The sequence below is a fragment of the Flavonifractor sp. An112 genome (assembly GCF_002161085.1).
GTDB lineage: Bacteria > Bacillota > Clostridia > Oscillospirales > Oscillospiraceae > Flavonifractor > Flavonifractor avicola.
This window is the reverse complement of sequence record NZ_NFLU01000006.1, coordinates 62,740-88,599: the sequence shown is the minus strand read 5'-3', so window position 1 is coordinate 88,599 and position 25,860 is coordinate 62,740. Positions and strand designations below refer to the sequence as shown.

General features: G+C 60.2%; 25 protein-coding genes. 16 read left to right on the top strand and 9 right to left on the bottom strand.

Features of this window, described 5'->3' with window-relative positions; translation table 11 throughout:
- Positions 1-7: 7 nt before the first annotated feature.
- Positions 8-1,780, bottom strand: a complete 1,773-nt coding sequence (locus B5E56_RS07090; protein ID WP_242958810.1) for a CvpA family protein — start codon at positions 1,778-1,780, stop codon at positions 8-10.
- 265 nt (positions 1,781-2,045) lie between these two features.
- Between B5E56_RS07090 and B5E56_RS07085 the strand changes: the two genes are divergently transcribed.
- Positions 2,046-3,704 (top strand): Na/Pi cotransporter family protein, encoded by a 1,659-nt coding sequence (locus B5E56_RS07085; protein WP_255396441.1) that lies wholly within the window; start codon positions 2,046-2,048, stop codon positions 3,702-3,704.
- A gap of 59 nt (positions 3,705-3,763) precedes the next feature.
- On the opposite strand, the gene B5E56_RS07080 is transcribed toward B5E56_RS07085, so the two are convergent.
- The 5 genes from B5E56_RS07080 to aspS all read right to left on the bottom strand — a co-directional run bounded on the left by B5E56_RS07080 (position 3,764) and on the right by aspS (position 9,709).
- Positions 3,764-5,065, bottom strand: coding sequence for an MATE family efflux transporter (locus B5E56_RS07080; RefSeq protein ID WP_087389183.1), 1,302 nt, complete (start codon positions 5,063-5,065; stop codon positions 3,764-3,766).
- A gap of 174 nt (positions 5,066-5,239) precedes the next feature.
- On the bottom strand, positions 5,240-6,661 hold the full coding sequence (gene gatB, locus B5E56_RS07075; RefSeq protein ID WP_087389182.1) for an Asp-tRNA(Asn)/Glu-tRNA(Gln) amidotransferase subunit GatB: 1,422 nt from the start codon (positions 6,659-6,661) through the stop codon (positions 5,240-5,242).
- Positions 6,658-8,100, bottom strand: a complete 1,443-nt coding sequence (gatA, locus tag B5E56_RS07070) for an Asp-tRNA(Asn)/Glu-tRNA(Gln) amidotransferase subunit GatA (RefSeq protein WP_087389181.1) — start codon at positions 8,098-8,100, stop codon at positions 6,658-6,660. The genes gatB and gatA overlap by 4 nt, the downstream gene beginning before the upstream one ends.
- Before the next feature lie 10 nt (positions 8,101-8,110).
- On the bottom strand, positions 8,111-8,398 hold the full coding sequence (gene gatC / locus B5E56_RS07065) for an Asp-tRNA(Asn)/Glu-tRNA(Gln) amidotransferase subunit GatC (protein WP_087268720.1): 288 nt from the start codon (positions 8,396-8,398) through the stop codon (positions 8,111-8,113).
- 12 nt (positions 8,399-8,410) lie between these two features.
- Positions 8,411-9,709, bottom strand: coding sequence for an aspartate--tRNA(Asn) ligase (aspS, locus tag B5E56_RS07060; protein WP_087389180.1), 1,299 nt, complete (start codon positions 9,707-9,709; stop codon positions 8,411-8,413).
- Positions 9,710-10,156: 447 nt separating this feature from the next.
- On the opposite strand from aspS, the gene B5E56_RS07055 reads away from it, so the two are divergent.
- On the top strand, positions 10,157-10,693 hold the full coding sequence (locus B5E56_RS07055; RefSeq protein ID WP_087188565.1) for a uracil-DNA glycosylase: 537 nt from the start codon (positions 10,157-10,159) through the stop codon (positions 10,691-10,693).
- A gap of 76 nt (positions 10,694-10,769) precedes the next feature.
- On the opposite strand, the gene B5E56_RS07050 is transcribed toward B5E56_RS07055, so the two are convergent.
- Positions 10,770-10,982, bottom strand: coding sequence for a helix-turn-helix domain-containing protein (locus tag B5E56_RS07050; protein WP_087188564.1), 213 nt, complete (start codon positions 10,980-10,982; stop codon positions 10,770-10,772).
- Positions 10,983-10,994: 12 nt separating this feature from the next.
- Positions 10,995-11,552 carry a DUF2975 domain-containing protein gene (locus B5E56_RS07045; protein WP_087188563.1) on the bottom strand — a complete coding sequence of 186 codons (558 nt, stop codon included), beginning with the start codon at positions 11,550-11,552 and terminating at the stop codon, positions 10,995-10,997.
- 146 nt (positions 11,553-11,698) lie between these two features.
- Here B5E56_RS07045 and B5E56_RS07040 point away from each other — a divergent pair, with 146 nt between their 5' ends.
- The 5 genes from B5E56_RS07040 (at position 11,699) to rpsU (ending at position 16,735) form a co-directional block, all read left to right on the top strand.
- Complete coding sequence (locus B5E56_RS07040; protein WP_242958809.1) at positions 11,699-12,085, top strand: RNA polymerase sigma factor; 387 nt, start codon at positions 11,699-11,701, stop codon at positions 12,083-12,085.
- Positions 12,086-12,134: 49 nt separating this feature from the next.
- A complete protein-coding gene (locus B5E56_RS07035) occupies positions 12,135-13,472 on the top strand; it encodes a DUF4179 domain-containing protein (protein ID WP_087389179.1) in 1,338 nt (445 codons plus the stop codon).
- Positions 13,473-13,619: 147 nt separating this feature from the next.
- A complete protein-coding gene (gene leuS / locus B5E56_RS07030) occupies positions 13,620-16,040 on the top strand; it encodes a leucine--tRNA ligase (RefSeq protein WP_087389178.1) in 2,421 nt (806 codons plus the stop codon).
- Positions 16,037-16,441, top strand: a complete 405-nt coding sequence (locus B5E56_RS07025) for a VOC family protein (RefSeq protein ID WP_087389177.1) — start codon at positions 16,037-16,039, stop codon at positions 16,439-16,441. The genes leuS and B5E56_RS07025 overlap by 4 nt, the downstream gene beginning before the upstream one ends.
- Before the next feature lie 111 nt (positions 16,442-16,552).
- Complete coding sequence (gene rpsU, locus B5E56_RS07020; RefSeq protein ID WP_009259223.1) at positions 16,553-16,735, top strand: 30S ribosomal protein S21; 183 nt, start codon at positions 16,553-16,555, stop codon at positions 16,733-16,735.
- 55 nt (positions 16,736-16,790) lie between these two features.
- Here rpsU and B5E56_RS07015 read toward each other — a convergent pair whose 3' ends face one another.
- Entirely contained in the window at positions 16,791-17,570 is a 780-nt protein-coding gene (locus B5E56_RS07015; protein WP_087389176.1) for a hypothetical protein, read from the bottom strand.
- Between the two features lie 306 nt (positions 17,571-17,876).
- Between B5E56_RS07015 and B5E56_RS07010 the strand changes: the two genes are divergently transcribed.
- From B5E56_RS07010 to B5E56_RS06970, 9 genes are all read left to right on the top strand, one after another.
- The gene (locus tag B5E56_RS07010; RefSeq protein ID WP_087389175.1) at positions 17,877-18,377 is read left to right on the top strand and encodes a YqeG family HAD IIIA-type phosphatase; all 501 of its coding nucleotides are present in this window, start codon (positions 17,877-17,879) and stop codon (positions 18,375-18,377) included.
- The gene (locus B5E56_RS07005) at positions 18,374-19,219 is read left to right on the top strand and encodes a TIM barrel protein (RefSeq protein ID WP_087389174.1); all 846 of its coding nucleotides are present in this window, start codon (positions 18,374-18,376) and stop codon (positions 19,217-19,219) included. The genes B5E56_RS07010 and B5E56_RS07005 overlap by 4 nt, the downstream gene beginning before the upstream one ends.
- A 37-nt stretch (positions 19,220-19,256) precedes the next feature.
- Complete coding sequence (locus B5E56_RS07000; protein ID WP_087389173.1) at positions 19,257-20,318, top strand: M24 family metallopeptidase; 1,062 nt, start codon at positions 19,257-19,259, stop codon at positions 20,316-20,318.
- A 79-nt stretch (positions 20,319-20,397) separates the two neighbouring features.
- Entirely contained in the window at positions 20,398-20,967 is a 570-nt protein-coding gene (efp, locus tag B5E56_RS06995; protein WP_087188553.1) for an elongation factor P, read from the top strand.
- A gap of 197 nt (positions 20,968-21,164) precedes the next feature.
- Positions 21,165-21,635: a CD1247 N-terminal domain-containing protein gene (locus tag B5E56_RS06990; protein WP_087188552.1), complete on the top strand. Its 471-nt coding sequence runs from the start codon at positions 21,165-21,167 to the stop codon at positions 21,633-21,635.
- 202 nt (positions 21,636-21,837) lie between these two features.
- The gene (feoB, locus tag B5E56_RS06985) at positions 21,838-24,285 is read left to right on the top strand and encodes a ferrous iron transport protein B (protein WP_087389172.1); all 2,448 of its coding nucleotides are present in this window, start codon (positions 21,838-21,840) and stop codon (positions 24,283-24,285) included.
- 4 nt (positions 24,286-24,289) lie between these two features.
- Complete coding sequence (locus tag B5E56_RS06980) at positions 24,290-24,454, top strand: FeoB-associated Cys-rich membrane protein (protein ID WP_087188550.1); 165 nt, start codon at positions 24,290-24,292, stop codon at positions 24,452-24,454.
- 13 nt (positions 24,455-24,467) lie between these two features.
- Positions 24,468-25,193, top strand: a complete 726-nt coding sequence (locus B5E56_RS06975; protein ID WP_087389171.1) for an NAD-dependent protein deacylase — start codon at positions 24,468-24,470, stop codon at positions 25,191-25,193.
- A 100-nt stretch (positions 25,194-25,293) separates the two neighbouring features.
- Entirely contained in the window at positions 25,294-25,749 is a 456-nt protein-coding gene (locus B5E56_RS06970) for an AlbA family DNA-binding domain-containing protein (protein ID WP_087389170.1), read from the top strand.
- The last annotated feature ends 111 nt before the right edge of the window (positions 25,750-25,860 follow it).

The following is a 25,860-nucleotide window of genomic DNA, read 5'->3' as shown; positions in this document are numbered from 1 at the left end:
AGAAATCTTATTCCGCCGGAGCGGGGGAGGGAGAAGCTTCCCCGGTACCGGTCTCCTCCTGGGGTGCGGGAGTGACAATAGGCGAGGGAGCGGGCTGGGCCGCTCCGTCCAGAGTGATGGTGGAGCCATCCAGAATGGAGGAGGTTTCCCCGTCAATGGCGGGAGTGTGCTGGATAGTCACCTGGTCGCCCACATTGAGAATGACAGCCAAGGGATTCTGAGCGGCAGAGATGGCGTAGTAGGTGGGATCGCCCTCCAGCTGAATGAAGTAGTAGGAGTTGCCCTCCATGACTGCCGAGCGGATGTCGCTGATGACGCCGGAGACCTCAGTGCGTGGGGTCTCATTCGGGGTGGTGATGCCCTTGTTGTTGAGCAGCTTGATATACTCCTGCTCACAGGCCGACACGGTGGAGCCGGTGGCCACCACCTGATACTGGGCTACGTTGACCATGGCGTAGCTCTTCACCAGATTGGTGGCGTCCTTCAGGGGGATGAAGTAGGTGGGCTCGTTGGCGATGTTGAGCAGCAGGGGGAAGGTGGCAGTGTATTTCAGGTCCTGCACCACGCCCTCGGCGGAGGACATGGCCGCCGCCTCGGTGGCGCCGGGGGCGGAGTAGAACTTGGTCTCCTTGGTACGCTGGTTGGACAGCAGGAAGCCCAGGTTGGACTGGTCGGCATTGGCGGAGGTAACGCCGGTGTACATATACACGTCGTCGTTGAGGGCAATATAGTTGGAGCCGCTGGTGGTGATGGTCACGTCCCGCTGGCCGAAGATGGAGTTGATGAAGCCGTTGACCAGAGTGCCGTGGTAGTCGTACTGCTCCATAATCAGCTCGGGGGTAAACACGTTGTCCACCCAGCTGGGGATATTGGCCAGCTCATAGTAGGTGCATTCGCCGGTGATGGCGTCCACCAGCACCGCGCCCTGGATGTCGTCGCCGCCGAACAGGCCGATGGTCTTGACGATGCGGGGAGCGATCCAGTAGGGGCGGCCCTCCTCGTCGATCTCAAACTGGGGGGTGCCGAAGATAAAGGTAGGGTAGTTGAAGCGCAGGTGGCGTTCAATATTGCGGTTAAGAGGCTCGGAGAAGGAGTATTTCATGCCCTCCTCCAGCCGGACCACCGTGGCCTCCTGGGTGACCATGTCCACCGTGACATAGGCGGGCAGACCGGTACCTCGATTGGTAAACCATTTGAACAAGTCGGCGTAGGCGATGGGAGCCACACGGACGGGCCGGCCCTGGTAGTTGATCTGGGTGGAGTCAAAGGAATACTCAAACTGACTCACCATATCGCTGAGGGTACCCATCTGGCGGTCGCTGAGGTATTCGGCGGAGGACTCGTCCAGCGTGGGGATCTCATTAAAAGAAATCTCGGCGATGTCGGTGGTAAAGTTGCCGTCCTCCACGGTGAGCAGATCCCGGTAGGCCCCGGCCCGGAAGATGGGCAGGGAAATGAGGGTGCCCACGATGCCGATGGCGATGAGGACCAGCAGCAGGATGCCGGCCGGCAGACAGCGGGATTTGATGAAGCGCAGGTAGTCCTTGGGCCCACTGCCGTCCCGGATCAGGTCCATGCCGGAGGTGAGGATGGAGGTGACCACAAATACGATACACAACACGGCGATAAAGACATAAAAATCGCCGGACTGGGGATTGATAGGGGGCAGAGCCACATAGAAATAGACCAAGCCGATCAAAATGGTGAGTATGATACAGAGCACCAGTTTTCCGGACTTGCTTTTGGGCCCATGGGCCTTTTTGGCCGGTTGCTGTTCCATGAACGTTTCTCCTTTAGGCAATTCGACATTTTTTTCAGTATCAGAAGGGACTGATAAAGGTAGTATAGCCCATAGCGGTGGAAAAGGCAACTGAACAGGCATTAAATTTCCATAAAATGAGGGGGAAAAACCTGCCGGAGCAGAGGGAGAAAGGGAGCAAAACTTCGTACAAAATCCCATTGACGACAAACTTTACATTCGATATACTTAGACAGGACATTGTAAAGAAACTGAAAAGGAAATATAAAAAAAGAGGAGAAAAAACGTGGGAAACATAAGCATCCTTCTGGGGCTGCTGGGCGGCCTGGCCTTGTTCCTCTACGGTATGCAGATGATGAGTTCCGGCCTGGAGGCCGCAGCTGGCAACCGTATGAAGCGCATCCTTGAGCGACTGACTTCCAACCGTTTCCTTGGCGTCCTGGTGGGCGCGGTGATCACTGCGGTGATCCAATCTTCTTCCGCCACAACAGTCATGGTGGTGGGCTTCGTTAACTCCGGCATGATGACCCTGCGGCAGGCTGTGTGGATCATTATGGGTGCCAATATCGGTACCACCATTACCGGCCAGCTCATCGCCCTGGATGTGGGTGCGATGGCTCCCCTGTTTGCCTTTGTGGGCGTGGCCATGGTGGTATTCCTGAAGAAACCCCAGATCCACCACTACGGCAACATCCTGGCCGGTCTGGGCGTACTCTTCATCGGCATGGAGATGATGAGCTCCTCCATGGAGCCCCTGCAGGAGTGGCCCGCCTTCGTGGACGTGGTCAGCACCTTCTCCAATCCCCTGATCGGTATTCTGGTGGGTACCCTCTTTACCGCACTGATCCAGTCCTCTTCCGCCTCTGTAGGCATTCTTCAGGCCCTGGCAGTCAGCGGAGTCATCGGCCTGGACAGCGCCGTGTTCGTTCTGTTTGGCCAGAACATCGGCACCTGTATCACCGCTGTGCTTGCTTCCATTGGCACCAGCCGTAACGCCAAGCGCACTACGGTGATCCACCTGATGTTCAACCTGTTTGGTACGGTGCTCTTTACGGCGGTCTGTATTCTGACGCCGCTGACCGACTTCATGGTGAGCCTGACCCCGAATTATCCGGCGGCCCAGATCGCCAATATGCACACCCTCTTTAACGTTGTCACCACCATTCTGCTGTTGCCCCTCGGCAACGGGCTGGTGAAGCTGGCCATGTTCATCCTGCCCGACCGGAGTGAGAGCGGCGAGGAGGGAATGCACCTGGCCTATCTGGTGCCCAACCCCACCCACACCAAGCAGGAGCACCCCATCGGCTTCTCCGCCATGTATATCACCCAGCTGCGGCAGGAGCTGAACCGGATGCTGGGGATGGCTCGGGAAAACATCGCCACCTGCTTCCAGGCGGTGCTGGATGTGGACCCCAAGAAAATGGAAGGTGCCGAGGCCACCGAGGACTATCTGGACTACCTGAATAAGGAGATCTCCCAGTATATCTCCCAGGTTATCGTCCATGAGACCAACGAGCAGGATTCCACCGCCGTCAGCGCCTACTTCAAGATCACCGGCAACATTGAGCGCATCGGCGACCATGCCATGAACATTTGCGAGTATACCCAGATGATGCATGATAAGAACATCCAATTCTCTCCCGAGGCCCGGGAAGAGATTAAGCGGATGGAGCAGGTCAGCCTGGAGGCCCTGGATCTCCTGGGACAGGAGGTTACCGATCCCACTAAGTGGCTGACCAAGGTGTCCGCCCTGGAGCAGCGGATGGACGACATGACTGAGGAATACCGCCGCAACCAGCTCAAGCGGATGCGGAAGGGTTCTTGCTCCGACGAGGCCTGCATTATCTTCTCCGAGCTGCTCACCGACTTTGAACGGATTGGCGACCACGCCCTGAACATTGCTCAGGAGCGGGCCTCCATTTCCTCCGACGCCACCGGCGTTTAAACCAAACCAAAACTCCCCCCGGTTCAACCTTTGAGCTGAACCGGGGGGAGTTTGTTTTATTAAGATAGTGGAGTACGAAGGACCCTGCGGCTGACACCCAGAGCCAGAAAGAGGGTAAGCAGCTCTGTGACCGGGAAAGCCAGCCAGATCCCGGTGACGCCCAGCAGCCATGCCAGCAAAAGTACCAGCGCGGCAATGCCTACGCCGCCCCGGAACAGGGACAGGAGAAAGGAGGCACGGGGCTGCTCCACAGCACCCAGAAAGGAGGCGGCAATAATGTTGGGTCCGGCAAAGAGAAAGCCCCAGAAATAGATCCGCAGCCCGCTTACTGCCAGCCGGGCCAGTTCCGGGTCGCCATCCCGGTTGAACAGGGCTGCCAGGGGTTCGGCCCCGAATTGAGCGATGAGGGCCAAGGCCAGACCCACCAGACAGGAGACCAGCAGGGCCAGACGGCAAAGCTGACGGACGGTGTGATGGTCTCCCCGACCGTAGGACTGACTGATGAGAGGCTGGGCCCCCTGGGACAGGCCGGTAAACAGAGCCAGAGCCATGAGCGCCAGATTGGCCACCACGCCGTAGGCTGCCACCCCAACCGTACCGGCAGCCCGGAGCATCAGGGCGTTATAGAGAGCCAGCACCATGCAGGAGGTAAACTCATTGAGAAAGGCGGCGCTGCCCAGGCCTGCCACGTCGGCCAGGGACCGGGCCGGGTTGGCGGGCCGGCTCAGCCGGTACTGATTCCGACCAGTGAGGCTGTGGAGAGAGGAGAGACACAGCCCGATTACCGGAGCGGTGCCGGTGGCCAGAGCTGCCCCGAAAATACTCATATTTAAAGGATAGAGGAAGAGGTAGTCCAGGGCGATGTTGGCCAGACTGCCGGTGAGCATGGCGGTCATGGCCAGCTTGGGATTGCCGTCATTGCGGATAAAGCACACCATCACATGGTTGAGGAGAAAACAGGGAGAGAAGAGGAGTACCGTGCGCAGATAGACAGTGCACAGAGGCAGTGTGTCGGTATTAGCCCCCAGCAGCAGAGCGATGGGCCGGGCACAGAAGGCTCCCAGCAGAGCCAGGATGATCCCCAGCCCCAGCCCGGTGAGCAGGGACAAGGTAAAGGTGCGGTTGGCCCGATCTTTATCCCCCTGATACCGGCAGATGGAGTAGCGGGTGGCGCCCCCGATGCCCAGCAGGATGCCCAGTCCGTTGATGAGCCCGAAAATGGGAATAGCCAGATTGAGGGCCGCCAGCCCGTCGGAGCCCAGCCGGTTGGCCACAAAAAAGGTGTCCGCCATAATGTAGCCGGACAGCCCAAGGGCTCCCAGCATATTTAAGGAGATGTACTTGAAAAAAGTCCGCCGCATGGTTTGTCCTCCCGGGTGCAAATGAAAAACGTGCCTGAGTATATTCCTTCAAAGACCTACGGAATATACTCAGGCACGTTGCCTCGCCCATCCGGTGACGGGCGTCATGCACATGGTTTACTTGTGGATAAGAGCATACCAGAAGAGCGGAATCCTGTCAAGGTGTGAGGCGCGTTACTGGGACAGCTTTTCCCGCAGCACCTGGTTGACCACCGCCGGGGCGGCCTGGCCCTTGAGCTGCCGCATGACCTGGCCCACCAGGAAGCCGAAGGCCTTCTCCTTGCCGGATTTGAAGTCCTCCACCGACTTCTGGTTGGCGGCCAGCACCTGTTCCACCACGGCGGTCACCAGCCCGGCGTCGGACACCTGGGCCAGACCATGTTCCTTAATATAAGCATCCACGTCGCCGTTGTCGGCAAAGACCGCTTCAAAGACCTTGACGGCGGTGTTGCGGTTGAGCTTGCCATCTTGAACCAGAGCGATGAGCTTGGCCAGAGTGGCGGGGGTTAGCTTCATGTCCTTGGCCTCCAGGCCGTGGGCGGACAGTTGGCCCATAACCTGACCCATGACCCAGTTGGAGGCCTGCTTGGCATCGGCTCCCAGGGCAACTACTTCTTCAAAAAAGTCGGCCAAAGCTTTCTGGGAGGTGAGCATCTCAGCGTCGTAGGCGGGCAGGCCCCAGTCCCGCTGATATCGCTCCCGCTTGGCCTCGGCCAGCTCGGGCTGGGCGGCCCGGAGTCCTTCGATATATTTGTCGGACAGCTCCAGCGGCGGAATGTCCGGCTCGGGGAAGTAACGGTAATCCTGGGCGTTCTCCTTGGAGCGCATGGCGTAAGTGGCGTCCTTGTTCTCGTCCCAGCGGCGGGTCTCCTGGACCACCTGCTTGCCTTCCTCAATGAGCTCGATCTGCCGCCGGGCCTCATAGGCGATGGCCCGGGAGATGGCCTTGAAGGAGTTCAGGTTCTTCATCTCGGTGCGGGTGCCGAACTCTGTGGACCCGGCGGGACGCACCGACAGGTTTACGTCACACCGCAGGGAGCCCTCCTGCATCTTGCAGTCGGACACGCCCAGATATTGCAGGGTGGAGCGCAGCTTCTCCAGGTAGGCGATGACCTCCTCAGCCGAGCGAAAGTCGGGCTCGGTGACAATCTCAATGAGGGGCACGCCGCAGCGGTTGTAGTCCGCCCGGGTCTGGTCCAGCCAGGGGTCGTGGACCAGCTTGCCCGCGTCCTCTTCCATGTGCAGCTCGTGGATGCGGATGGTCTTGCCTTCCCCGATGTCCACTTTGCCGTCGTGGCAGATGGGCAGGTAGAGCTGGGAGATCTGGTAGGCCTTGGGCAGGTCGGGGTAGAAGTAGTTCTTCCGGTCAAAGCGGCTGAAACGGCTGATCTCGCAGTTCAGAGCCAGACCGGCCTTTACCGCAAACTCCAGTACCTTTTCGTTGAGCACCGGCAGGGTGCCCGGCATACCGGTACACACCGGGCAGCAGTGGGTGTTGGGCGCGCCGCCGAATTGGGTGGTGCAGGAGCAAAAAATCTTGGTCTTGGTGGCCAGCTCCACATGGGTCTCCAGACCGATGACGGTTTCCCAGGTCATTGTGCGTCGCCTCCTTTGGGGCTTTTCTTGTGCCAGCCGGTGTCCAGCTGGAAGGCGTGGGCGGCGTTGAGCACCCCGCCGTCGCCCAGGGCGGGACCGATGAGCTGGGCGCCGATGGGCATACCCTTGCCGTCAAAGCCGCAGGGCATGGACAGGGCGGGCAGGCCCGCCAGGTTGACCGACACGGTGTAGATGTCGCTGAGGTACATCTTCAGCGGGTCGGTGAGGCTCTCCCCCAGCTTGGGAGCGGTGGTGGGTGCCACCGGTGTGAGCAGCAGATCGTATTTGGCAAAGGCCTCGTCGAAGGCCTTCTTGATGAGGGCCTTTACTTGAAGGGCCTTTTTGTAGTAGGCGTCGTAGTAGCCGGAGGACAGCACGAAGGTGCCCAGCAGGATGCGCCGCTTCACCTCGGAGCCGAAGCCCTGGGTGCGGGTCTTGCAGTAAAGGCTGGTGAGGTCCTCATAGCCCTCAGCCCGCCATCCGTACTTCACGCCGTCGAACCGGGACAGGTTGGAGGAGGCCTCGGCGGCGGCGATAATATAGTAGGTGGGCACCACATACTCCATCACCGGCAGGGCAAACTCCTCCACCTCAGCCCCACGGGCTTTCAGCACCTCGGCGGCGGCCAGCACGGCGGTCCGCACTTCCGGGGTCAGGCCCTCGCCGAAGCAGTCAACCGGCAGACCGATCTTCTTGCCTTTCAGGTCCCCGGTGAGGGAGGCCAGCAGTCCTCCGGCGGGGGCGTCCAGGCTGGTGCCGTCCCGGGGGTCCCTGCCCTGGATCAGGTCCAGCACCGCCGCGCAGTCGGCGGCGGACCGGGCGATGGGGCCCATCTGGTCCAGGGAGGAGGCGTAGGCGATGAGGCCGTATCGGGACACAGTGCCATAGGTGGGCTTCATGCCGGTGACGCCGCAGTAGGCGGCGGGCTGGCGGATGGACCCGCCGGTGTCCGAGCCGATGGCGTACCACACCTCACCGGCTGCCACGGCGGCGGCAGCGCCGCCGGAGGAGCCGCCAGCTGCCCGGGTCAGATCCCAGGGATTTTTCACTGGGCCGCAGTGGGAGGTCTCAGAGGTGGAGCCCATGGCGAACTCATCCATGTTCAGCTTGCCCATGGACACCGCTCCGGCGGCGGACAGACGCTCCACCACAGTGGCGTCATAGCAGGGGACGAAGCCCTCCAGAATCTTGGAAGCACAGGTGGTAGGCACCCCTTTGGTGCAGATGTTGTCCTTGTAGGCCATGGGCACCCCGGCCAGAGGGGAGGCATACAGGTCGGCCGCCGAGAAGACGGGGCCGTCCACCGTGACAAAGGCGTTGTTGCCCGGCTGGGTGGCGTGAATACGGGAGAGGGCGGCCTCCACCGCCTCCTGCTGGGTCACCTCGCCGGTGCGGAGCTTTTGAGCCAGCTCCAGGGCAGTCAGTTCATACAGTTCCATGTGTGCCACCTCACTCTACCGCCTTGGGGACCAGGAAGGTCTCGCCGTCCCCGGCGGGAGACCCTGCCAGCAGGGTCTCCCGGTCGTAGGACGGGACCACCTCGTCGGCGCGCAACACGTTTTTCAGGGGGAAAATGTGGCTCAGGGGCTCCACATCGGTGGTATCCAGGGTGTTGAGTACATCCATATAGGCCACGATGCGTTCCAGCTCCGCCGTCATGGCGGTTTTCTCCTCCGCCGGCAGCTGGAGCCGGGAGAGCTGGGAGATATAGTCGACCATATCTTCGGTGATTTTCATGTTCAATCCTCCTTACGGTTCCAGTCGGGTGCGGTCTCTGGGGAACAGACAGGCCCGGCGGACGTTGTCCAAACCGCACAGCTGCATGGTCAGCCGCTCCAGGCCGATGCCCAGTCCGCCGTGGGGGGGCATTCCGTGCTTGTGGATCATGAGATAGCTTTCAAACTCCGCCGGGTCCATGTCCCGGGCCTCCATCTTGGCCACCTGGGCGGCGTAGTCGTGGATACGCTGGCCGCCGGTGGTTACCTCCAGACCCCGGAACAGCAGGTCGAAGGACAGGGTGAAGCGGGGATCATCAGGGTCGTCCATGGCATAGAAGGGCCGCTTCTTGCTGGGGTAGTGGGTGACGAACACGAAATCGCTGCCCCACTCCTCCATGGCGTACTTGCCGATGGCGTGCTCCTCCTCCGGCTCCAGATCGAAGGGGTCTCGGATCTGATAGCCGTACTTCTCCGCTGCCAGCCGCTTGATCTCGTCAAAGCGGACGGAGGGGATTTTGGTGGCGTCGGGCAGTTCCACCCCCAGCAGAGCCAGCTCGGCGGAATACTCTTTCTTCAGCAGCTCCATCAGGTGCTGGAGGAAGCCCTGCTCCATCTCCATGATCTCGGTGAAGGACTGGATATAGCCCATCTCAAAGTCCAGGGAGGTGTACTCGTTCAGGTGGCGCTGGGTGGAGTGCTTTTCCGCCCGGAACACGGGAGCCACCTCGTATACCCGCTCGAAGGCCCCCACCATGGTCTGCTTGTAGAACTGAGGGGACTGGGCCAGGAAGGCCTTTTTGCCGAAGTAGTCCAGACGGAAGATGTTGGACCCGCCCTCGGCCCCGGCGTGGACGATCTTGGGGGTGTGGATCTCGGTAAAGCCCTCCCCCTGGAGGTAGTCCCGGAAGGCCCGGCCAATGGCGGCCTGGACGCGGAACACTGCCCGCTCCTTGGGGGCTCTCAGCACTACCGGCCGCAGGCCCAGCTCGGTGTCCAGGTTCAGGTCCAGCTTTTTCTTGGACAGTGGCACCGGAAGAGGAGCGGCGGGGCGGGACAGGACGGTGAGGCTGGCGTCGGTCAGCTCTTTCCCGCCGGGAGCCCGGGGTTCGATGCGCCACATACCGGCGGCGGTGACGGCGCACTCCTCGGTGGCCCCGCCCAGGGCGTCCTTTTGGGTGCAGACACACTGGACCAGACCGGTGCGGGTGCGCAGGGTGACGAAGGTGATGCCGCCCATGTCCCGCAGGGCATGGACCGCGCCGTGGATGGTGACGGGCTGGTTATTCCGGCCCTCCACCGCTTTGTCGATTTGTTTTGCCAGGAATACCATACCGTTCACAACCTTTCTTGTTTGAAAAAAATAAAAAAAGTCCCGAAGTCGATCAAAACGACTTCGGGACGGAAAAACTCCGCGGTACCACCCGTAGTTGCCCCATCACCCTTGATGGAGCCACTTGGAACTCTTAACGCGAGTAATACGGACGAACCTACCTCCCAAACGGGGCTCGAAACGCCGGCTCAAAAGTGTTGCACCATCCCATCCTGCCGGACCGGGCTCTCAGTCGGTGACCCGGATTCTCTGTCGGCTCTCACGGGCGGCGGTCTTTGTCGCAGCCTTTATGGGCGTAGTATATGCGCTTTTGCGTGGAAAAGCAACTGTGAATTTTGACAAAATCTGCCCTAGGCAAGGAGGGCGGCCCTATGTTACAATGGGGAAAATCCTCGAAGAAAGGGGGCGGAGGACACGAAAAACTGGGATGAGCTCTATGCCGAATGTATGGACTGCCGCAAGTGCTCCCTGGCCGATACCCGGCACAACGTGGTCTTTGGCGAGGGCGCCCGGGACGCGGAGGTCATGTTCATCGGCGAGGGGCCCGGTGAGCAGGAGGACCTGACCGGACGGCCCTTTGTGGGTCGGGCGGGCCAGCTGCTGGACGATATGCTGGAGATGATCGACCTGCGCCGGGACAAGGTGTTTATCGGCAATATGGTCAAGTGCCGTCCGCCGGGAAACCGGGACCCGCTGAACATTGAGCAGGAGGCCTGCATCGGTTACCTGCGCAATCAGGTGGCCCTGATCCGGCCCAAAATCATCGTCTGCCTGGGGCGCATCGCCGCCATTCGGCTGATGAAAGACGACTTCAAGATCACCCGGGAGCACGGACAGTGGATGGAGAAGGCCGGGGTGTGGATGATGGCCATGTTCCACCCTTCCGCTCTGCTGCGGGACCCCTCTAAACGGCCTGAAAGCTTTGTGGATCTAAAGACCCTCCAGGCCAAGATCCGGGAGATCTGCAACCATACCTACGACTGAAGAACGGGACCTGCCTGAGGCAGGTCCCAATTTTTTATTCGTTTTTTATCACAGAAGGCAAAGGGAGCGTTATGGTTCACTCCGTCTCCGGCACATATTCCAGAATATCCCCGGGCTGGCAGTCCAGGGCCTTGCAGATGGCCTCCAGGGTGGTAAAGCGGACCGCCCGGGCGTGATTGTTTTTCAAAATGGACAGGTTGGCCAGGGTGACATCCACCTTGGCGGACAGCTCATTGAGGCTCATCTTCCGCTTGGCCATCATCACATCCAGATTCACAACGATGGGCATGGGAACACCTCCTCAGATGGTCAGGTCGTTTTCCGCCTTCATCTCCGCCGCCTGGCGGAAGAGGGCGGATATGACCAGACAGAGCAGCCCGGCCAGAAAGAAGAGCGGAACAAAGAGTGTATTATAGCTGAACAGAGGCGCGATGGATTGGGCATAGCAGATCCTCCAGATCACACGCACCAGGGCGGCCCCGGAAATCAGAAAGCAGAGGACCGCCGACCCCAAAAGGCTTTTGGCATTTTCCAGGCAGAAGGGAGTACCTTTGAGGACAGTGCCCAGCACCCGGCGGCCCTGCCACAGGATGGCCGCTGTACAGGCGCCGCAGAAGAGCAGAAAACCAGACAGAACATCCGCCTGGATGCCGTTGCGCCCCCACATGGACCAGCCGCCGATGAGCAGCATATGCAGGGTATCGTCGATGTCATAGTCCCACCACGCCGCGAGCCCCTGCTGTGAGCCGATGTGTACCAGCCCGGGCACCATGATAAGTGCAATGAGGTTGCATACAAAAGTGATGGTAACCAGTATTGTCAGCACATGGGCCAGTTTCTGCACGCCGGTTCTCTCCATAATCACGCCTCCTTTGGCATCACTGTACCACGGAACACATTGCTTGTAAATGCGTTTTTATCGTTTTTCAATATAACGACGGGGCTTGTAACGTTTTGCGGAGCAAAAACGTGTATCCTATAGGAACAGAGAAAGGAGAGTGGGCTATGGATCGGGAGGAAGCCGCCCGGCTGGTGGAGCAGTACAGCCCGGCGGTATACCGGCTGGCCTACGCCCGGACGGGCAGCCGTGAGGATGCGGAGGACATCACCCAGGAGACCTTCCTGCGATTGGTGCGGACGGCCCCGGTTTTTCGGGATGGGGAGCATTGCAAGGCCTGGCTGCTGCGGGTAGCCGCCAACTGCGCGGGGGATCTGCACCGCTCCCTCTGGCGCAGGCGTGCGGTGCCATTGGAGGAGGCGGGGCAGATGGCCGCGCCGGAGCCGCCGGAGGACTACCGGGTGGTGGTCCATCTCTATTACTACGAGGAGCTGAGTACCGCGGAGATCGCCAAGGTGCTGGGCAAGCGGGAGGGGACCTCCGTGCCCGCCTGAGCCGGGCGCGGGCTATGCTGCGGGAGGACTTACAGGAGGGAGAAACGCCATGCTGAAGCAGGATTATCAGACCTGGATGGACCAGGTAGAGCCGGATCAGGACTTTCAGGCCCGGCTGACGGAGGCCATGACATCAGAGCCGGTAAAAACCCCTAGACATACGTTCCGGGTGCTTGTGGCGGCGGCAGTGATGTGCGGTTTGCTGGGGATTACAGCGGCGGCCTATTACATGGGGGCCTTTGAGTTTCTAAAGGAGCAAAATGAGTATGCCATGCTGGGTATGAATGAGGTGTATGAGACCTGCGCCCAGCCAGTGGGCGTATCAGTGACGGCAGAAAACGGCGATGTGTTTACGGTGGACCGTGTGGCAACTGACGGGACGTTCTGCACCATCTTTTACTGTTTGTACGTTCAGGACGAGACATGGCAATACGCCCCCAGGATGGCCCTGTGCTCCGGCGGGGAGGATATTTCCATGGAGGGCTATGACAACAGCTTTGAAAACCAGGAATACCTGGCCGACGACCACACTCTGTACGGCGCCTGGCGTTTCCTCCTGCGCATGCCTCTGGAAGATGGGGAGCAGGTGGAGCTGAAGCTGGCGCGATATGGAGACGCAGAGCCGGGTGAACTTGCTCCGCTGTTGTGGGAAAACACGCTGACCTTTTCTGTCAACCCCATCCAGGGGGAGCAGTTTGAGCTGGACGCCGTCCTTTCCGCCAGAATTGGGGGAGAGCCGGTACAGGTGGAGGCGGTCTCCCTGAACCGGTCTCCTTTGGGTACTCTGCTTAGGCTGCGTTGGGCGGAGGAGGATTCCAGTGAAAAGGATTGGTATGACTTTGCCCTGCGGGATGGAGATACCGGAGCCTATATCCCCTATGACCAGGTGGTGATTAACCATTACTGGGACCCGGAGGGTTATGTGGACAGCGTCTATGAGCTGTACGGGGATGTGAGGGGACTGAAGCAGCTGGAGATCATCCCAACCACATCCGTGGGCGGAGTTTCACCCAGACAGGTGGTGGCGCTGGAAGACCTGCCATCTGCGGACTCAGGAAATCCCGACGGAGGGTATGCTCCGGCCAGCTATGAAGCGGTGGATGGACAACTCATCGTGAAGATGCAGCCGGTGGGGGCGGTAAACGCCTGGTATGCCCGCCTGCTGAATGGGGTGTATTTTCAGGATGCCCAGGGTGAGGATCTCTTTGAGGACGTGTGGGTGGAAAAGATCAAGAACCGGAGCGACGGTACCATCACCGTGATTTCCACCCCCAGCGCGGAATCCTACGCCCGGGATGTGGACAAGGTGGCCCGGATCTGTTTTTCTGTTCAGCAGTATAAACTGCTGGAGGGACAGAAGGCGGTCATCCGGTTGGATGCCCAGTGATGTCATACAGGAGCAGACCCAGGCCCCGCCGTATTTTACGGCGGGGCCTGATGGTTTTTCTTGCATTGATGTTGTATTTCTAGTATAATATGCTGGATTATGGAGGCGGTGGATGCCGCCAGGATATGATACGAGGAAGTGCAGTCAATGAAGTACGATTTTGCTGCCATCGAGCCCAAGTGGCAGAAAAAATGGGCAGAGGAAAAAACCTTCCACTGTGAAAACCACAGTGATAAACCCAAGTTTTACGGCCTGGTGGAGTTCCCCTATCCCTCCGGACAGGGTCTGCACGTAGGCCACACCCGCCCCTATACCGCCATGGACGTGGTGGCCCGCAAGCGCCGTATGGACGGCTACAATGTGCTGTTCCCCATGGGCTATGACGCCTTCGGCCTGCCCACCGAGAACTACGCCATCAAGAACCACATTCACCCCGCCAAGGTGACCCACGACAACATCGAGAACTTCACCAAGCAGCTGCATATGCTGGGCTACTCCTTCGACTGGGACCGGGTCATCAACACCACTGATCCCAGCTATTACAAGTGGACTCAGTGGATCTTCCTGCAGCTCTGGAAGCACGGTCTGGCCTACAAGACCACCATGCCCGTGAACTGGTGTACCTCCTGCAAGTGCGTGCTGGCCAATGAGGAGGTCGTGGACGGCGTGTGTGAGCGCTGCGGCGCCCCCGTGGTCCGCAAGGAAAAGAGCCAGTGGATGCTCAAGATCACCGAGTACGCCCAGCGGCTCATCGACGACCTGGACGACCTGGACTTCATCGAGCGGGTCAAGACCCAGCAGAAGAACTGGATCGGCCGCTCCACCGGCGCCGAGGTCACCTTCAAGGCCACCACCGGCGAGGACATCGTGGTGTTCACCACCCGGCCCGACACCCTGTTCGGCGCCACCTATATGGTCCTCTCTCCCGAGCACGCCCTGGTGAAGGGCTGGCTGGAGAGCGGCAAGCTGGCCAACGCCGACGATGTAAAGGCCTACCAGGCCGCCGCCGCCTCCAAGTCCGACCTGGAGCGCACCGAGCTGAATAAGGAAAAGACCGGCGTGTGCCTGGACGGCGTGAAGGGCATCAACCCGGTCAATGGCAAGGAGATCCCCATCTTTATCTCCGACTATGTGCTCTCCACCTACGGCACCGGCGCCATCATGGCCGTGCCCGCCCACGACGACCGCGACTGGGAGTTTGCCAAGAAGTTCGGCTGCGAGATCATCGAGGTGGTCTCCGGCGGCGAGGACGTGCAGAAGGCTGCCTTCACCGCCAAGGACGAGACCGGTATCCTGGTCAACTCCGAGTTTCTTAACGGCCTGACTGTCAAGGACGCCATCCCCGTCATTACCAAGTGGCTGGAGGAGAAGGGCATCGGCGAGGCCAAGGTCAACTACAAGCTCCGTGACTGGGTGTTCTCCCGTCAGCGTTACTGGGGCGAGCCCATCCCCATGGTGTACTGTGAGAAGTGCGGCTGGCAGCCCATTTCCGAGGATCAGCTGCCCCTGCTGCTCCCCGATGTGGACTCCTACGAGCCCACCGACGACGGCGAGTCCCCCATCTCCAAGATGACCGACTGGGTCAACACCACCTGCCCCCACTGTGGCGGCCCCGCCAAGCGGGAGACCGACACCATGCCCCAGTGGGCCGGTTCCTCCTGGTACTTCCTGCGCTATATGGACCCCCACAACGACAAGGCCCTGGCCTCCAAGGAGGCTCTGGAGTACTGGAGCCCTGTGGACTGGTACAACGGCGGCATGGAGCACACCACCCTGCACCTGCTGTACAGCCGGTTCTGGCATAAGTTCCTCTACGACATCGGCGTGGTGCCCACCAAGGAGCCCTACCAGAAGCGCACCTCCCACGGCATGATCCTGGGCGAGGGCGGCGAGAAGATGTCCAAGAGCCGCGGCAACGTGGTCAACCCCAACGACGTGGTGGCTCAGTACGGCGCCGACACCATGCGCACCTATATCATGTTCATCGGCGACTTTGAGAAGGCTGCCTCCTGGAGCGACAACGCCGTTAAGGGCTGTAAGCGCTTCCTGGACCGTGTGTGGAACCTGTCCGAGAATCTGACCGATTCCATGGATTACTCCGCCGCCAATGAGAGCGCTGTCCACAAGACCATCAAGAAGGTGGCCGACGACATCGAGGCCATGAAGTTCAATACTGCCATTGCCGCCCTGATGGCTCTGGTCAACGACTTCTATGCCAACGGCTGCTCCAAGGGCGAGTACAAGACTCTGCTGCTGCTGCTCTCCCCCTTCGCTCCCCACATGGTGGAGGAGCTGTGGGAGACCCTGGGATTCAATGCCGACGGTATGGCCTGCCAGCAGGCCTGGCCCTCCTACGACGAGAGCAAGACCGTGGCCGCCGAGGTGCAGATGGCCGTCCAGGTGTGCGGCAAGCTGCGCGCCACCGTCACCGTCCCCATGGACAGCGACGAGGCTACCGTGGTGGCTGCCGCTCTGGCCGATCCCAAGGTGCAGAAGTTTACCGAGGGCAAGAACCTGGTTAAGACCATCCTGGTACCCAACAAGCTGGTCAATCTGATTGCCAAATGAGCATCAAAGGCGTGCATCATGTCTCCCTGAAAGCCCAGGGAGCGGAAGAATTCCAGCGGGTTCTGGATTTCTATCAGCAGGTGCTGGACTGTCCCCTGATCCGCCATTGGGGCCAGGGGGACAGCCAGGGCGCCATGCTGGATCTGGGTAATACCATTCTGGAAGTTACCTCCAATGGCATGGAGCGCTGTAAGGGCCTCTTTGCCCACCTGGCTTTTGCCACAGACGATGTGGACGGTATGGTGGAGCGGCTGCGGGCCGCAGGATGCCCGGTGCTGGTCCAGCCGGTGGATAAAAATCTGGGTGGGAACTACCCCATCCGCATCGCTTTTTGTGCCGGTCCCATTGGGGAAGAGCTGGAATTTTTCCAGGAACTGACCCAGGAAAAAAGAAAGAAATAAATCTGCACTTGACATTTGCTTGCGAATAGCATACAATGATTCTGTTAAAGCCATATCTATGTGTGGCCCTTTGGCGGTGGAACCCCGCCGCTTCGGAGGGAGGGGAAGTCAATGTCGGAAGTCCATGTGAAGGACGGCGAGTCCTTGGAGAATGCGCTGAAGCGTTTCAAGCGCAGCTGTGCCAAGTCTGGCGTTCTGGCCGAGGTTCGCAAGCGTGAGCACTACGAGAGCCCGAGCGTTAAGCGGCGCAAGAAGTCTGAGGCCGCCCGCAAGAACCGCAAGAAGTATTACTAATCCTACAGATTACAGGACCCCGCGCCTATGGCGCGGGGTCCTGTTGTATCTTTGCCTATCCTGCCAGAATATCCTCCAGCAGATCCTCAATTTGTGGATAGGACAGCACCGCCTGCCGGATGCCCAGTCCCCGGGCCACCTGCAATTTTTTGCGGATGGACCCGGCGTCGTCAAAGAGAACGAAATGAGCGCCGTTCTCCCGGGACATATAAGTAAAGTAGTGGGCGCACAACTCAGTAGAGAAAAAGATGGAGGGACTGCGTTCGTCCATCAGCCGGCGCAGCTCCTCCTGGCTGAGAGGTTGCCCCTGACCGGAGGGGGAGGGGAGGTAGAAGTCCTCTGCCACCCGCTCTATGGCCAGGGCCACCCGGCCCTGGCCGTACCGCTGCGCCGCCTCCGCCAGCCGCTGGGCCAGAGAGCCGCCGGACAGGGCGGAGGAGATGAGCACTTTGGCGCTGTCGGCATAGCCGCCATAGGCCTCGGTCACATAGAGAGGCCAGCCCCGCTTTTGGGTGAGACCGGCCAGGGTACGGACGATTTCCGCCAGCAGGGGCATGGGACGGCCCTCAAAGTCGCATAAGATGCCGTCATACCCCCGGGCCGAGCACTCCCGCAGAACCTCTTGGCAGAAGGGCCCGGCCTCACCCCGGCCGTCAAAGCCCACGCAGTCCAGCGCCATGAGGCCGCCCCGGACGGATATGGGCATATTGGCCCGGAAGAGATGGGGGCCGCCCCCCACCCGATAGGCCGCATGGGCCACGGGAAGGCCAAACCGCAGAGCCGCCCGGCTGTGGGCGGGGGGTGCGGTGAGAATCAATGTGGAATTCAGCTGCATATCAGCTACCCCCTTGTCCAAGTTGTAAGAAGCGTGTATAATCAGCTTGTCGAAAAGGCTTTCCGACAAGCTGAAGCACGTTTTGAAACTTGAGCCAAGTTTCAAAACGTGTTTGATCGAACGCGAAAGACAACCCTGACGGTTTATCTCTGCGCCAAGTGCCGCCTTGCGGCGGTTGCGCTCCGAATCGCCCTGCGGGGCAGTCTTTCACACTATCTTTCCCTCCGAATCCTTTGCTCTGGAGGTTCTTTTCGATAGCCTGTACCATCCTATGCTGACCAGACAGCAAATAGACGAGGTGAAACCATGCTGACGGCCCACTGGTCAGGAAAGACCATTTACGACATCGATCCCGCCGCACTGGCCGGACAGGGCATCCGCCTGCTGCTGGCCGATCTGGACAATACCCTGGTGCCCTACGGGGTGCCGGAACCTACCCAGGCGGTGCGGGACTGGACGGCGGAACTGGAAAATCAGGGAATCACCCTGTTTGTGCTGTCCAACAACCGGCATCCCCAGCGGCCCGAGCGGTTCTGCAAGGCCCTGGGCGTCCCCTATATCGGCCACGCCGGGAAGCCCAAGCCAGGCTCCTTTTACAAGGCCATGGAGCAGATGGGCTGCACCCCGGAGCAGACCGCCATTGTGGGGGATCAGATTTTTACCGATATTCTGGGCGGCAGCCGGGCTGGCGTGACCACGCTGCTGGTGGAGCCTATCCGGCTGGCGGGTAATCCGGGGCGCTACCTGCGGTACGCCGCCGAGTGGCCCTTCCGCGCCCTGACAAAAAGGAGAGCAAAACCATTATGAGCGCTATTTTCGGACCGGCAGGTAATGCCGAGTCCTTTCCCTATAAATCCTCGGTGGACGCTCCACGCTGGCTGGCGGGGCTGGGGCTGGACTGCTACGAGTACCAGTGCGGCAAGGGCGTCAACGTAGGGGAAGCCACGGCCAGAAAGGTGGGGGAGGCGGCCAGGGAGGCGGGCATTGCCCTATCCCTCCACGCTCCCTATTTCATCAATCTGGCCAATCCCGATCCCGACAGCCTGCAAAAGACCATCGGCTATATCACAGCGGCCTGCCAGGCGGCAGACTGGATGGGTGCCACCCGGGTAGTTATTCACTCGGGTGCACTGATGAAGCGCACCCGGCGGGAGGCCCAGGATATTGCCCTGAAATCCCTGAAAGAAGTGGTGACCGCCTGCGACGCTGCCGGGTTTGGACATATCACCCTCTGCCCCGAAACCATGGGCAAGATCAACCAGCTGGGGGATCTGGACGAGGTGCTGGAGCTGTGTACTCTGGATGAGCGGCTTACCCCCTGCGTGGATTTCGGCCACCTGTACGCCCGTACTCTGGGAGAGCTGGAGGGCCATGAGGCCTGCGTGAAAATGCTGGACCGCATCAAAGAGGTGCTGGGAGAGGAGCGGGCCTCCCGTTTCCACAGCCACTTCTCCAAGATCCAGTTCACCCCCAACGGGGGAGAGAAGATGCACCTGACCTTCGATCAGGCGGACTTCGGGCCCGACCCGGAGCCTCTGATGACCGAGGTGGCCCGCCGGGGCTGGAGCCCTACTTTTATCTGCGAGTCGGCCGGGACACAGGCCGAGGACGCTCTAACCATGAAAAAGCTGTACCAAAGCGCCCTTTAGGGCTGCTGCGGCGCGAGATAGAAAGGAAGTCTTTATCATGAATCATCTCAATCAGATCGCGGCCAAGCTGGACGAATACAAGCTGGACGCCATGCTCATCACCAGCGATCCCGGTGAGTACTACGCCATCGGGTTCCACGGCGAGGGCATGGTCATCGTGACCAAGAATGAAAGCCGCTATTTCACCGACTCCCGGTACATTGAGGCCGCCGGCAACCTGGTGACCGGCGCCCATATTACCATGACCGACCGGAACAAGAACTTCATGGTGCTGGCCGAGCAGGCTGTGCAGGAGCTGGGCATTCAGAAGATGGGCTTTGAGGACGGCTATGTGACTGTGGCCTCCTACAACCAGTATTCCAAGCTGCCCTGCGAGCTGGTGCCTGCCCAGAGCCTGGTGAACAACCTGCGGGCGGCCAAGGATGAGGAAGAGATCGCCCTGATGAAGAAGGCCCAGGAGATCACCGACCAGGCCTTTGATGCCATTCTGAAGTTCATCCAGCCCGGCATGACCGAGCAGGAGATCGCTGCCCGCCTTCAGTACGAGATGCTGTGCCGGGGCGCTGAAAAGATGAGCTTTGATCCCATTGTGGTGTCCGGCCCCAACGGCTCCCTGCCCCACGGCATCCCCAGCGAGAAGAAGGTGCAGAAGGGCGAGTTTATCACCATGGATTTTGGCTGCAAGTACGGCGGCTACTGCTCCGACATGACCCGCACCATTGCCCTGGGCGAGCCCACCGAGGAGATGCGCAAGGTGTACGACACCGTGCTGAAGGCCCAGCTGGCCGGTATTGCCGCCGCCAAGGCGGGCGTGCCCGGCAAGGAGATCCACAACACCGCTGCCAAGGTGATTGAGGACGCCGGTTACGGGGCATACTTTGGTCATGGCTTCGGCCACAGCGTAGGCATCGAGATCCATGAGTCCCCCAATGCCAACGGCCGTGACGAGACCCCCATGCCTGTGGGTGCCGCTGTTTCTGCTGAGCCCGGTATCTACCTGCCCGGCAAGTTCGGTGTGCGGATTGAGGATGTGCTCATCTACACCGAGGAGGGCACTGTGAACCTCACCAAATCTCCCAAAGAGCTGATTATTCTGTAAAAAGCCTTGCAATGAGGGGAATAATAAGGTAAAATGACTTAGCTGATGATTTAAAAAACCTTTTGGAGGATGAATTTCAATGCCTACGATTTCTGCCAGTGATTTCCGCAACGGCGTGACCTTTGAGATGGACGGCCAGGTCATGCAGGTCGTCGAGTTCCAGCACGTCAAGCCCGGTAAGGGCGCCGCTTTCGTCCGCACCAAGATGAAGAACGTCATCACCGGCGGCGTGACCGAGACCTCTTTCAACCCCACCGCCAAGTTTGAGCAGGCCTATGTGGAGCGCAAGGACATGGAGTACAGCTACAACGACGGCGATCTGTACTACTTCATGGACCCCGAGACCTACGACCTGGTGCCCATCGGCTCCGAGCTGCTGGGTGACAACTTCCGCTTCGTGAAGGAGAACATGGTGTGCAAGATCAACTCCTACAAGGGCAAGATCTTCGCCGTGGAGCCCCCCACCTTCGTGGAGCTGGAGGTCAGCGAGACCGATCCCGGCTTCAAGGGCGACACCGCCACCAACGTGACCAAGCCCGCCACCCTGGAGACCGGCGCCGAGATCAAGGTGCCCCTGTTCATCAACCCCGGCGACAAGATCAAGATCGACACCCGTACCGGCGAGTACCTGGAGCGCTGCAAGGGGTAATCAACGTCTAGGGGGCATCCAATGCCCCCTAGATACAAATGGACCGCGCCGCATGGCGGCACAATCCATTTGATACCCCCGGTTTCGCGCCCCGTGGCGCGGGTCGAGGTGTTTTCGGGTGAAGTGAATCCACCCCAAAACAGATTCCTATTCTATTGGCCCTTCGTGGCTGACTGATGAAGAAAAGGAGACGCATTATGACGATTTCTGAGAAGGTCGCGTACCTGAAGGGCCTGGCTGAGGGCCTGAATATCGACACCGAGAAGTCCAAGGAGGGCAAGCTCCTCAACGTGATCATCGGCATCCTGGAGGAGATCGGGATGTCCATTGAGGATCTGGAGGAGAACACCGTGGCTCTGGGCGAGGAGATCGACGCCATCTCCGACGACCTGGCCGACGTGGAGAAGGCCGTCTATGAGGACGAGGACGACGAGGATGACGACGACGATTGCTGCTGCGATGACGACGACTTCTTCGAGACCGAGTGCCCCAACTGCGGCGAGACTCTGGTGATCGACGAGTCCGTTCTGGACGAGGGCGTAATCCAGTGCCCCAGCTGCAAGCAGAAGTTCGCTCTGGACCTGTCTGACGACTGCTGCTGCGGCGATGAGGACGAGGACGACTGCGGCTGTGGCTGCGGCTGTGAGGACCACGACCACGAGGACTAAGTTCCAAGGTATATCGGGAGCGCTGCGGAGATTCCGCGGCGCTCCTTTTTTGCCTTTGTTCGATGTTTTCTCTTATGGCCACAAAACCAGTGGGATTTTGGTGAAAATGGCGGGGGAAGTCTCTTGCGTCTGCCGCTGCCAGCGTAGTATAATGGGCACGGAATTAGATTAGATTAACTCTGAGAACTGCGGATGGGATAAGATGAAACTACAAGAGACACAGACACATAAGACTCTGGAGGAAGTCCAGCCCGGGGAAAAGGGCATCATTCTCCAGGTAGGCAATGACCGGGGGCCGGTGAAGCGCCGCCTGGTTGACATGGGCCTGACCCCCGGTACCCAGGTCATGGTGCGCAAGGTGGCCCCCTTCGGCGACCCGGTGGAGCTCAACCTGCGGGGCTACGAGCTGTCCCTGCGGAAGGCCGACGCCGCCCAGATCCTCATCGCCACCGGCGAGGAGGGGGAGCGGCGGGCCCAGACCCGCAGGCAGCGCATGGGCATGGTGCAGCATATGCCCGACGAGGAGACCCTGCGCCGGATGAACGCCGACCACGCCCATGAGGCGGCGGCCCACGGCGGCGTGCCCGACTACGCCAGCCACGACACCCGGGAGATGAAGCTGGCCCTGGTGGGCAACCCCAACTGCGGCAAGACCACCCTCTTTAATGCCCTTACCGGCTCCAACCAGTATGTGGGCAACTGGCCCGGCGTGACGGTGGAGAAGAAGGAGGGCAGGGCGGAGGTAGATGGGAAATCCGTCACCGTGGTGGATCTGCCCGGCATTTACTCCCTCTCCCCCTACTCCATGGAGGAGATCGTGGCCCGGGATTTTATCGTCGGAGAGCGGCCCGACGCCATCATCGACATCATTGACGCCACCAACATTGAGCGCAACCTCTATCTGACCGCCCAGCTGCTGGAGCTGGAGCGGCCTATGGTCATTGCTCTCAACTTTATGGACGAGGTGGAGAAGCACGGGGACAAGATCGATGTGGACCGGCTGTCCGAGGAACTGGGCGTACCGGTGATCCCCATCACCGCCCGGTCGGGCAAAAACATCCAGAAGCTGCTGGAGGTGGCCCACCACCAGATGCACGTTGGGGTCACCGTAGAGCCGGACGACCTGTATGACGACTTCACCCACCAGATCCACCATAAGATGGGCGAGCTCATCCACGACAAGGCCTATGCCGCCCACATTCCCGCCCACTGGGCTTCCATCAAGCTCATTGAGGGGGACGATCTGGTGGAGAAGGCCCTGGGCCTGAACGGGGTGGAGAAGGCCGCCCTGGAACGGGTTTGTCAGGAATACGAGAGCGCCTATGAGCTGGGCGACCGGGAGACCCTTATCGCCGACGCCCGGTATCAGTTTATCCAGAAGGTGGTGGACAGCTGTGTGCACCGGGGCTGTCCCCTGGGTACGCCCACCCTGTCCGATCGGATCGACGCCATCGTCACCCACAAGGTGTTCGCCATCCCTGTGTTCCTGCTGATGATGCTGGCTATGTTCGCCCTCACCTTCGGCCCCGGCCAGATGCTGGCTGATGAGGTGGATACCCTCATTGGCGGCTACTTTGCCGACTGGGTGCGGGGTGTGCTGGCTGCCGCCGGTACTGCTCCCTGGGTGGAGGCTTTGCTGGTGGACGGCGTCATTGCCGGTGTAGGCGGCGTGTTGACGTTCCTGCCCCAGATCGCCATTCTGTTCCTCTTCCTGTCCTTCCTGGAGGACTCGGGCTATATGGCCCGGGCCGCCTTCATCATGGACCGGCTGCTGCGGCGCTTCGGCCTCAGCGGCAAAGCCTTTATCCCCATGCTGATGGGCTTTGGCTGTACGGTTCCCGCCGTTATGGGCGCCCGCACCATGGAGAATGAGAAGGACCGCCGCATGACCATCATGCTGGTGCCCTTCATGTCCTGCTCCGCCCGGCTGCCGGTGTACGGCCTGCTCACCGCCGCCTTCTTCCCACGGTATGGCGGCCTGGTGGTGTTTTCCCTCTACTTCCTGGGCCTGATCTTCGCCATTCTCTCCGGCATCCTGCTGAAGAAACTGGTGTTCAAGGGGGAGCCCGCCGCCTTTGTGCTGGAGCTGCCCCCCTACCGCCTGCCCACCCTGAAGAACATCGCCCTCCATGTGTGGGAGAAGGTGAAGGGCTTCCTCATCAAGGCGGGCACTCTGATCCTGGCCATGAGCGTGCTGCTGTGGTTCCTCCAGACCTTCGGCTTTGAGGGCGGCGCCTTCGGTATGGTGTCCAACGAGGAATATTCCATCCTGGGCGCCATCGGGTCCTTCCTGGCCCCCCTCTTCGCGCCGCTGGGCTTCGGTACCTGGCAGGCGGCGGTGGCCCTCCTCTCCGGCCTGGTCGCCAAGGAGATGGTGGTGTCCTCCATGAGTATGTTCTACGGCTTCTCCGTCACCGCCAGCGGCACCGCCATTGCCGCGGCCCTGGGCGGCACGTTCCAGAGCCCCCTGGCGGCCTACTCCTTCCTGGTGTTCGTGCTGCTCTATGTGCCCTGTGTGGCCGCGGTGTCCACCATCCGCAAGGAGATGAACTCCGCCAAGTGGACTCTGGCCTCCATCTGCTGGCAGCTGGGGGCGGCCTGGCTGGGTTCCTTCCTGGTCTACCAGATCGGCTCTCTGTTTTTGAGGTAACGCTATGTTGAAATACCTGATCTACGCCGGGGTGGCCGTCCTCATTATCTGGGCGGCGGTCTACCTGATCTATCGCTTCCATCAGAATCTAAAGGGCAAGCGGGGGTGCGACTGCGGCGGCTGCTCCAGCTGCCCCCACACCTACTGCCGCCACAGGAAAGCACCGTAAGGAGGGGCTTGGTATGGATCAAAAACTGGAACAGCTCCAGAAATGGATCGACGAGAGTGAGAATATCGTCTTTTTCGGCGGGGCGGGCGTGTCCACCGAGAGCGGCATCCCTGATTTCCGCAGCGTGGACGGCCTGTACAACCAGCAATACCAGTATCCCCCGGAGACCATTTTGAGCCACACCTTCTTCCAGAAGAATCCGGAGGAGTTTTACCGCTTCTACCACAACAAGATGCTCTTTCCTGACGCCAAACCAAATGCCGCCCATCTGAAGCTGGCGGAGCTGGAGCGGGCGGGCAAGCTGAAAGCGGTGGTGACCCAGAACATTGACGGCCTTCACCAGGCGGCGGGCAGCGTCAACGTCTACGAGCTCCACGGCTCGGTCCACCGCAACTACTGTATGAAGTGTCACCAGTTCTACGACCTGGACTTTATGATGGAGCAGAAGGGCGTGCCCCACTGCCCGGTGTGCGGCGGCATGATCAAGCCTGATGTGGTGCTCTATGAGGAGTCCCTGGACCAGGAGACCATCGAGGCCGCTGTGCTGGCCATCTCCCGGGCGGATATGCTCATCATCGGCGGCACCTCTCTGGCGGTGTATCCGGCGGCGGGTCTCATCCGCTACTACCGGGGGAACAAGCTGACCCTCATCAACAAGAGCCCCACCCCCTACGACAAGGAGGCCGACCTGGTGATTGCCGGACCCATTGGGGAGATTTTGGGCGCTGTTACCGTATAACCCATAAAAGGGACCTGTCCACGGACAGGCCCCTTTTTTCCTTGTCAACGGCCATCCTTCCCGGTATAATGAAGGCACTACGAAAGGGGAGGCAGGCCCTATGTTCGACTTCACACAGATTAGCCGCTATCGGGAGAACAACCGCCTGGAGGCCAAGCTGGCCACCGGCGGTCTGCCCCACAGCATCTGGGAGACCTACTCCGCCTTTGCCAATAGCTACGGCGGGGTGATCCTGCTGGGGGTGGAGGAGCTGCCCGACCACAGCCTGCGGGTACAGGGTCTGCTGGACCCCCAGGGCATGGTGGAGGAGTTCATTGCCGGTCTGGACGATCCGGCAGTGGTCAGCCTCAATATCCTAAACGAGGAGGACATCCAGATCCTCCATGTGGACGGCGGGGATATTGTGGCCATTACCGTGCCTATGGCGGAACAGGATCAGCGGCCGGTGTATATCGGGGGCAATCTCCGCAGAGGGTCCTACCGCCGCAGCGGAGACGGGGATTATCACTGTACCCAGGCGGAGCTGAACGCCATGCTGGGCGGCCGGTCCCACTGAGCATTTTTTGAGGGCAAAAAGCCCGATGCAACCGAAAGTTTACAGGAAAAAACCCAAACGCAACTGCAAATTGGTTTCAGTTGCGCTTGGGTTTTGATATGTTATAGCCAC

What these genes read in the sequence shown, in the direction of transcription:
- B5E56_RS07090 (WP_242958810.1), bottom strand. Translation starts at nt 1,780, where the DNA reads ATGGAACAGCAACCGGCCAAAAAGGCCCATGGGCCCAAAAGCAAGTCC.
- B5E56_RS07080 (WP_087389183.1), bottom strand. Translation starts at nt 5,065, where the DNA reads ATGCGGCGGACTTTTTTCAAGTACATCTCCTTAAATATGCTGGGAGCC.
- gatB (WP_087389182.1), bottom strand. Translation starts at nt 6,661, where the DNA reads ATGACCTGGGAAACCGTCATCGGTCTGGAGACCCATGTGGAGCTGGCC.
- gatA (WP_087389181.1), bottom strand. Translation starts at nt 8,100, where the DNA reads ATGGAACTGTATGAACTGACTGCCCTGGAGCTGGCTCAAAAGCTCCGC.
- gatC (WP_087268720.1), bottom strand. Translation starts at nt 8,398, where the DNA reads ATGAAAATCACCGAAGATATGGTCGACTATATCTCCCAGCTCTCCCGG.
- aspS (WP_087389180.1), bottom strand. Translation starts at nt 9,709, where the DNA reads ATGGTATTCCTGGCAAAACAAATCGACAAAGCGGTGGAGGGCCGGAAT.
- B5E56_RS07055 (WP_087188565.1), top strand. Translation starts at nt 10,157, where the DNA reads ATGGACTGCCGCAAGTGCTCCCTGGCCGATACCCGGCACAACGTGGTC.
- B5E56_RS07050 (WP_087188564.1), bottom strand. Translation starts at nt 10,982, where the DNA reads ATGCCCATCGTTGTGAATCTGGATGTGATGATGGCCAAGCGGAAGATG.
- B5E56_RS07045 (WP_087188563.1), bottom strand. Translation starts at nt 11,552, where the DNA reads ATGGAGAGAACCGGCGTGCAGAAACTGGCCCATGTGCTGACAATACTG.
- B5E56_RS07040 (WP_242958809.1), top strand. Translation starts at nt 11,699, where the DNA reads ATGGATCGGGAGGAAGCCGCCCGGCTGGTGGAGCAGTACAGCCCGGCG.
- B5E56_RS07035 (WP_087389179.1), top strand. Translation starts at nt 12,135, where the DNA reads ATGCTGAAGCAGGATTATCAGACCTGGATGGACCAGGTAGAGCCGGAT.
- leuS (WP_087389178.1), top strand. Translation starts at nt 13,620, where the DNA reads ATGAAGTACGATTTTGCTGCCATCGAGCCCAAGTGGCAGAAAAAATGG.
- B5E56_RS07025 (WP_087389177.1), top strand. Translation starts at nt 16,037, where the DNA reads ATGAGCATCAAAGGCGTGCATCATGTCTCCCTGAAAGCCCAGGGAGCG.
- rpsU (WP_009259223.1), top strand. Translation starts at nt 16,553, where the DNA reads ATGTCGGAAGTCCATGTGAAGGACGGCGAGTCCTTGGAGAATGCGCTG.
- B5E56_RS07015 (WP_087389176.1), bottom strand. Translation starts at nt 17,570, where the DNA reads ATGCAGCTGAATTCCACATTGATTCTCACCGCACCCCCCGCCCACAGC.
- B5E56_RS07010 (WP_087389175.1), top strand. Translation starts at nt 17,877, where the DNA reads ATGCTGACGGCCCACTGGTCAGGAAAGACCATTTACGACATCGATCCC.
- B5E56_RS07005 (WP_087389174.1), top strand. Translation starts at nt 18,374, where the DNA reads ATGAGCGCTATTTTCGGACCGGCAGGTAATGCCGAGTCCTTTCCCTAT.
- B5E56_RS07000 (WP_087389173.1), top strand. Translation starts at nt 19,257, where the DNA reads ATGAATCATCTCAATCAGATCGCGGCCAAGCTGGACGAATACAAGCTG.
- efp (WP_087188553.1), top strand. Translation starts at nt 20,398, where the DNA reads ATGCCTACGATTTCTGCCAGTGATTTCCGCAACGGCGTGACCTTTGAG.
- B5E56_RS06990 (WP_087188552.1), top strand. Translation starts at nt 21,165, where the DNA reads ATGACGATTTCTGAGAAGGTCGCGTACCTGAAGGGCCTGGCTGAGGGC.
- feoB (WP_087389172.1), top strand. Translation starts at nt 21,838, where the DNA reads ATGAAACTACAAGAGACACAGACACATAAGACTCTGGAGGAAGTCCAG.
- B5E56_RS06980 (WP_087188550.1), top strand. Translation starts at nt 24,290, where the DNA reads ATGTTGAAATACCTGATCTACGCCGGGGTGGCCGTCCTCATTATCTGG.
- B5E56_RS06975 (WP_087389171.1), top strand. Translation starts at nt 24,468, where the DNA reads ATGGATCAAAAACTGGAACAGCTCCAGAAATGGATCGACGAGAGTGAG.
- B5E56_RS06970 (WP_087389170.1), top strand. Translation starts at nt 25,294, where the DNA reads ATGTTCGACTTCACACAGATTAGCCGCTATCGGGAGAACAACCGCCTG.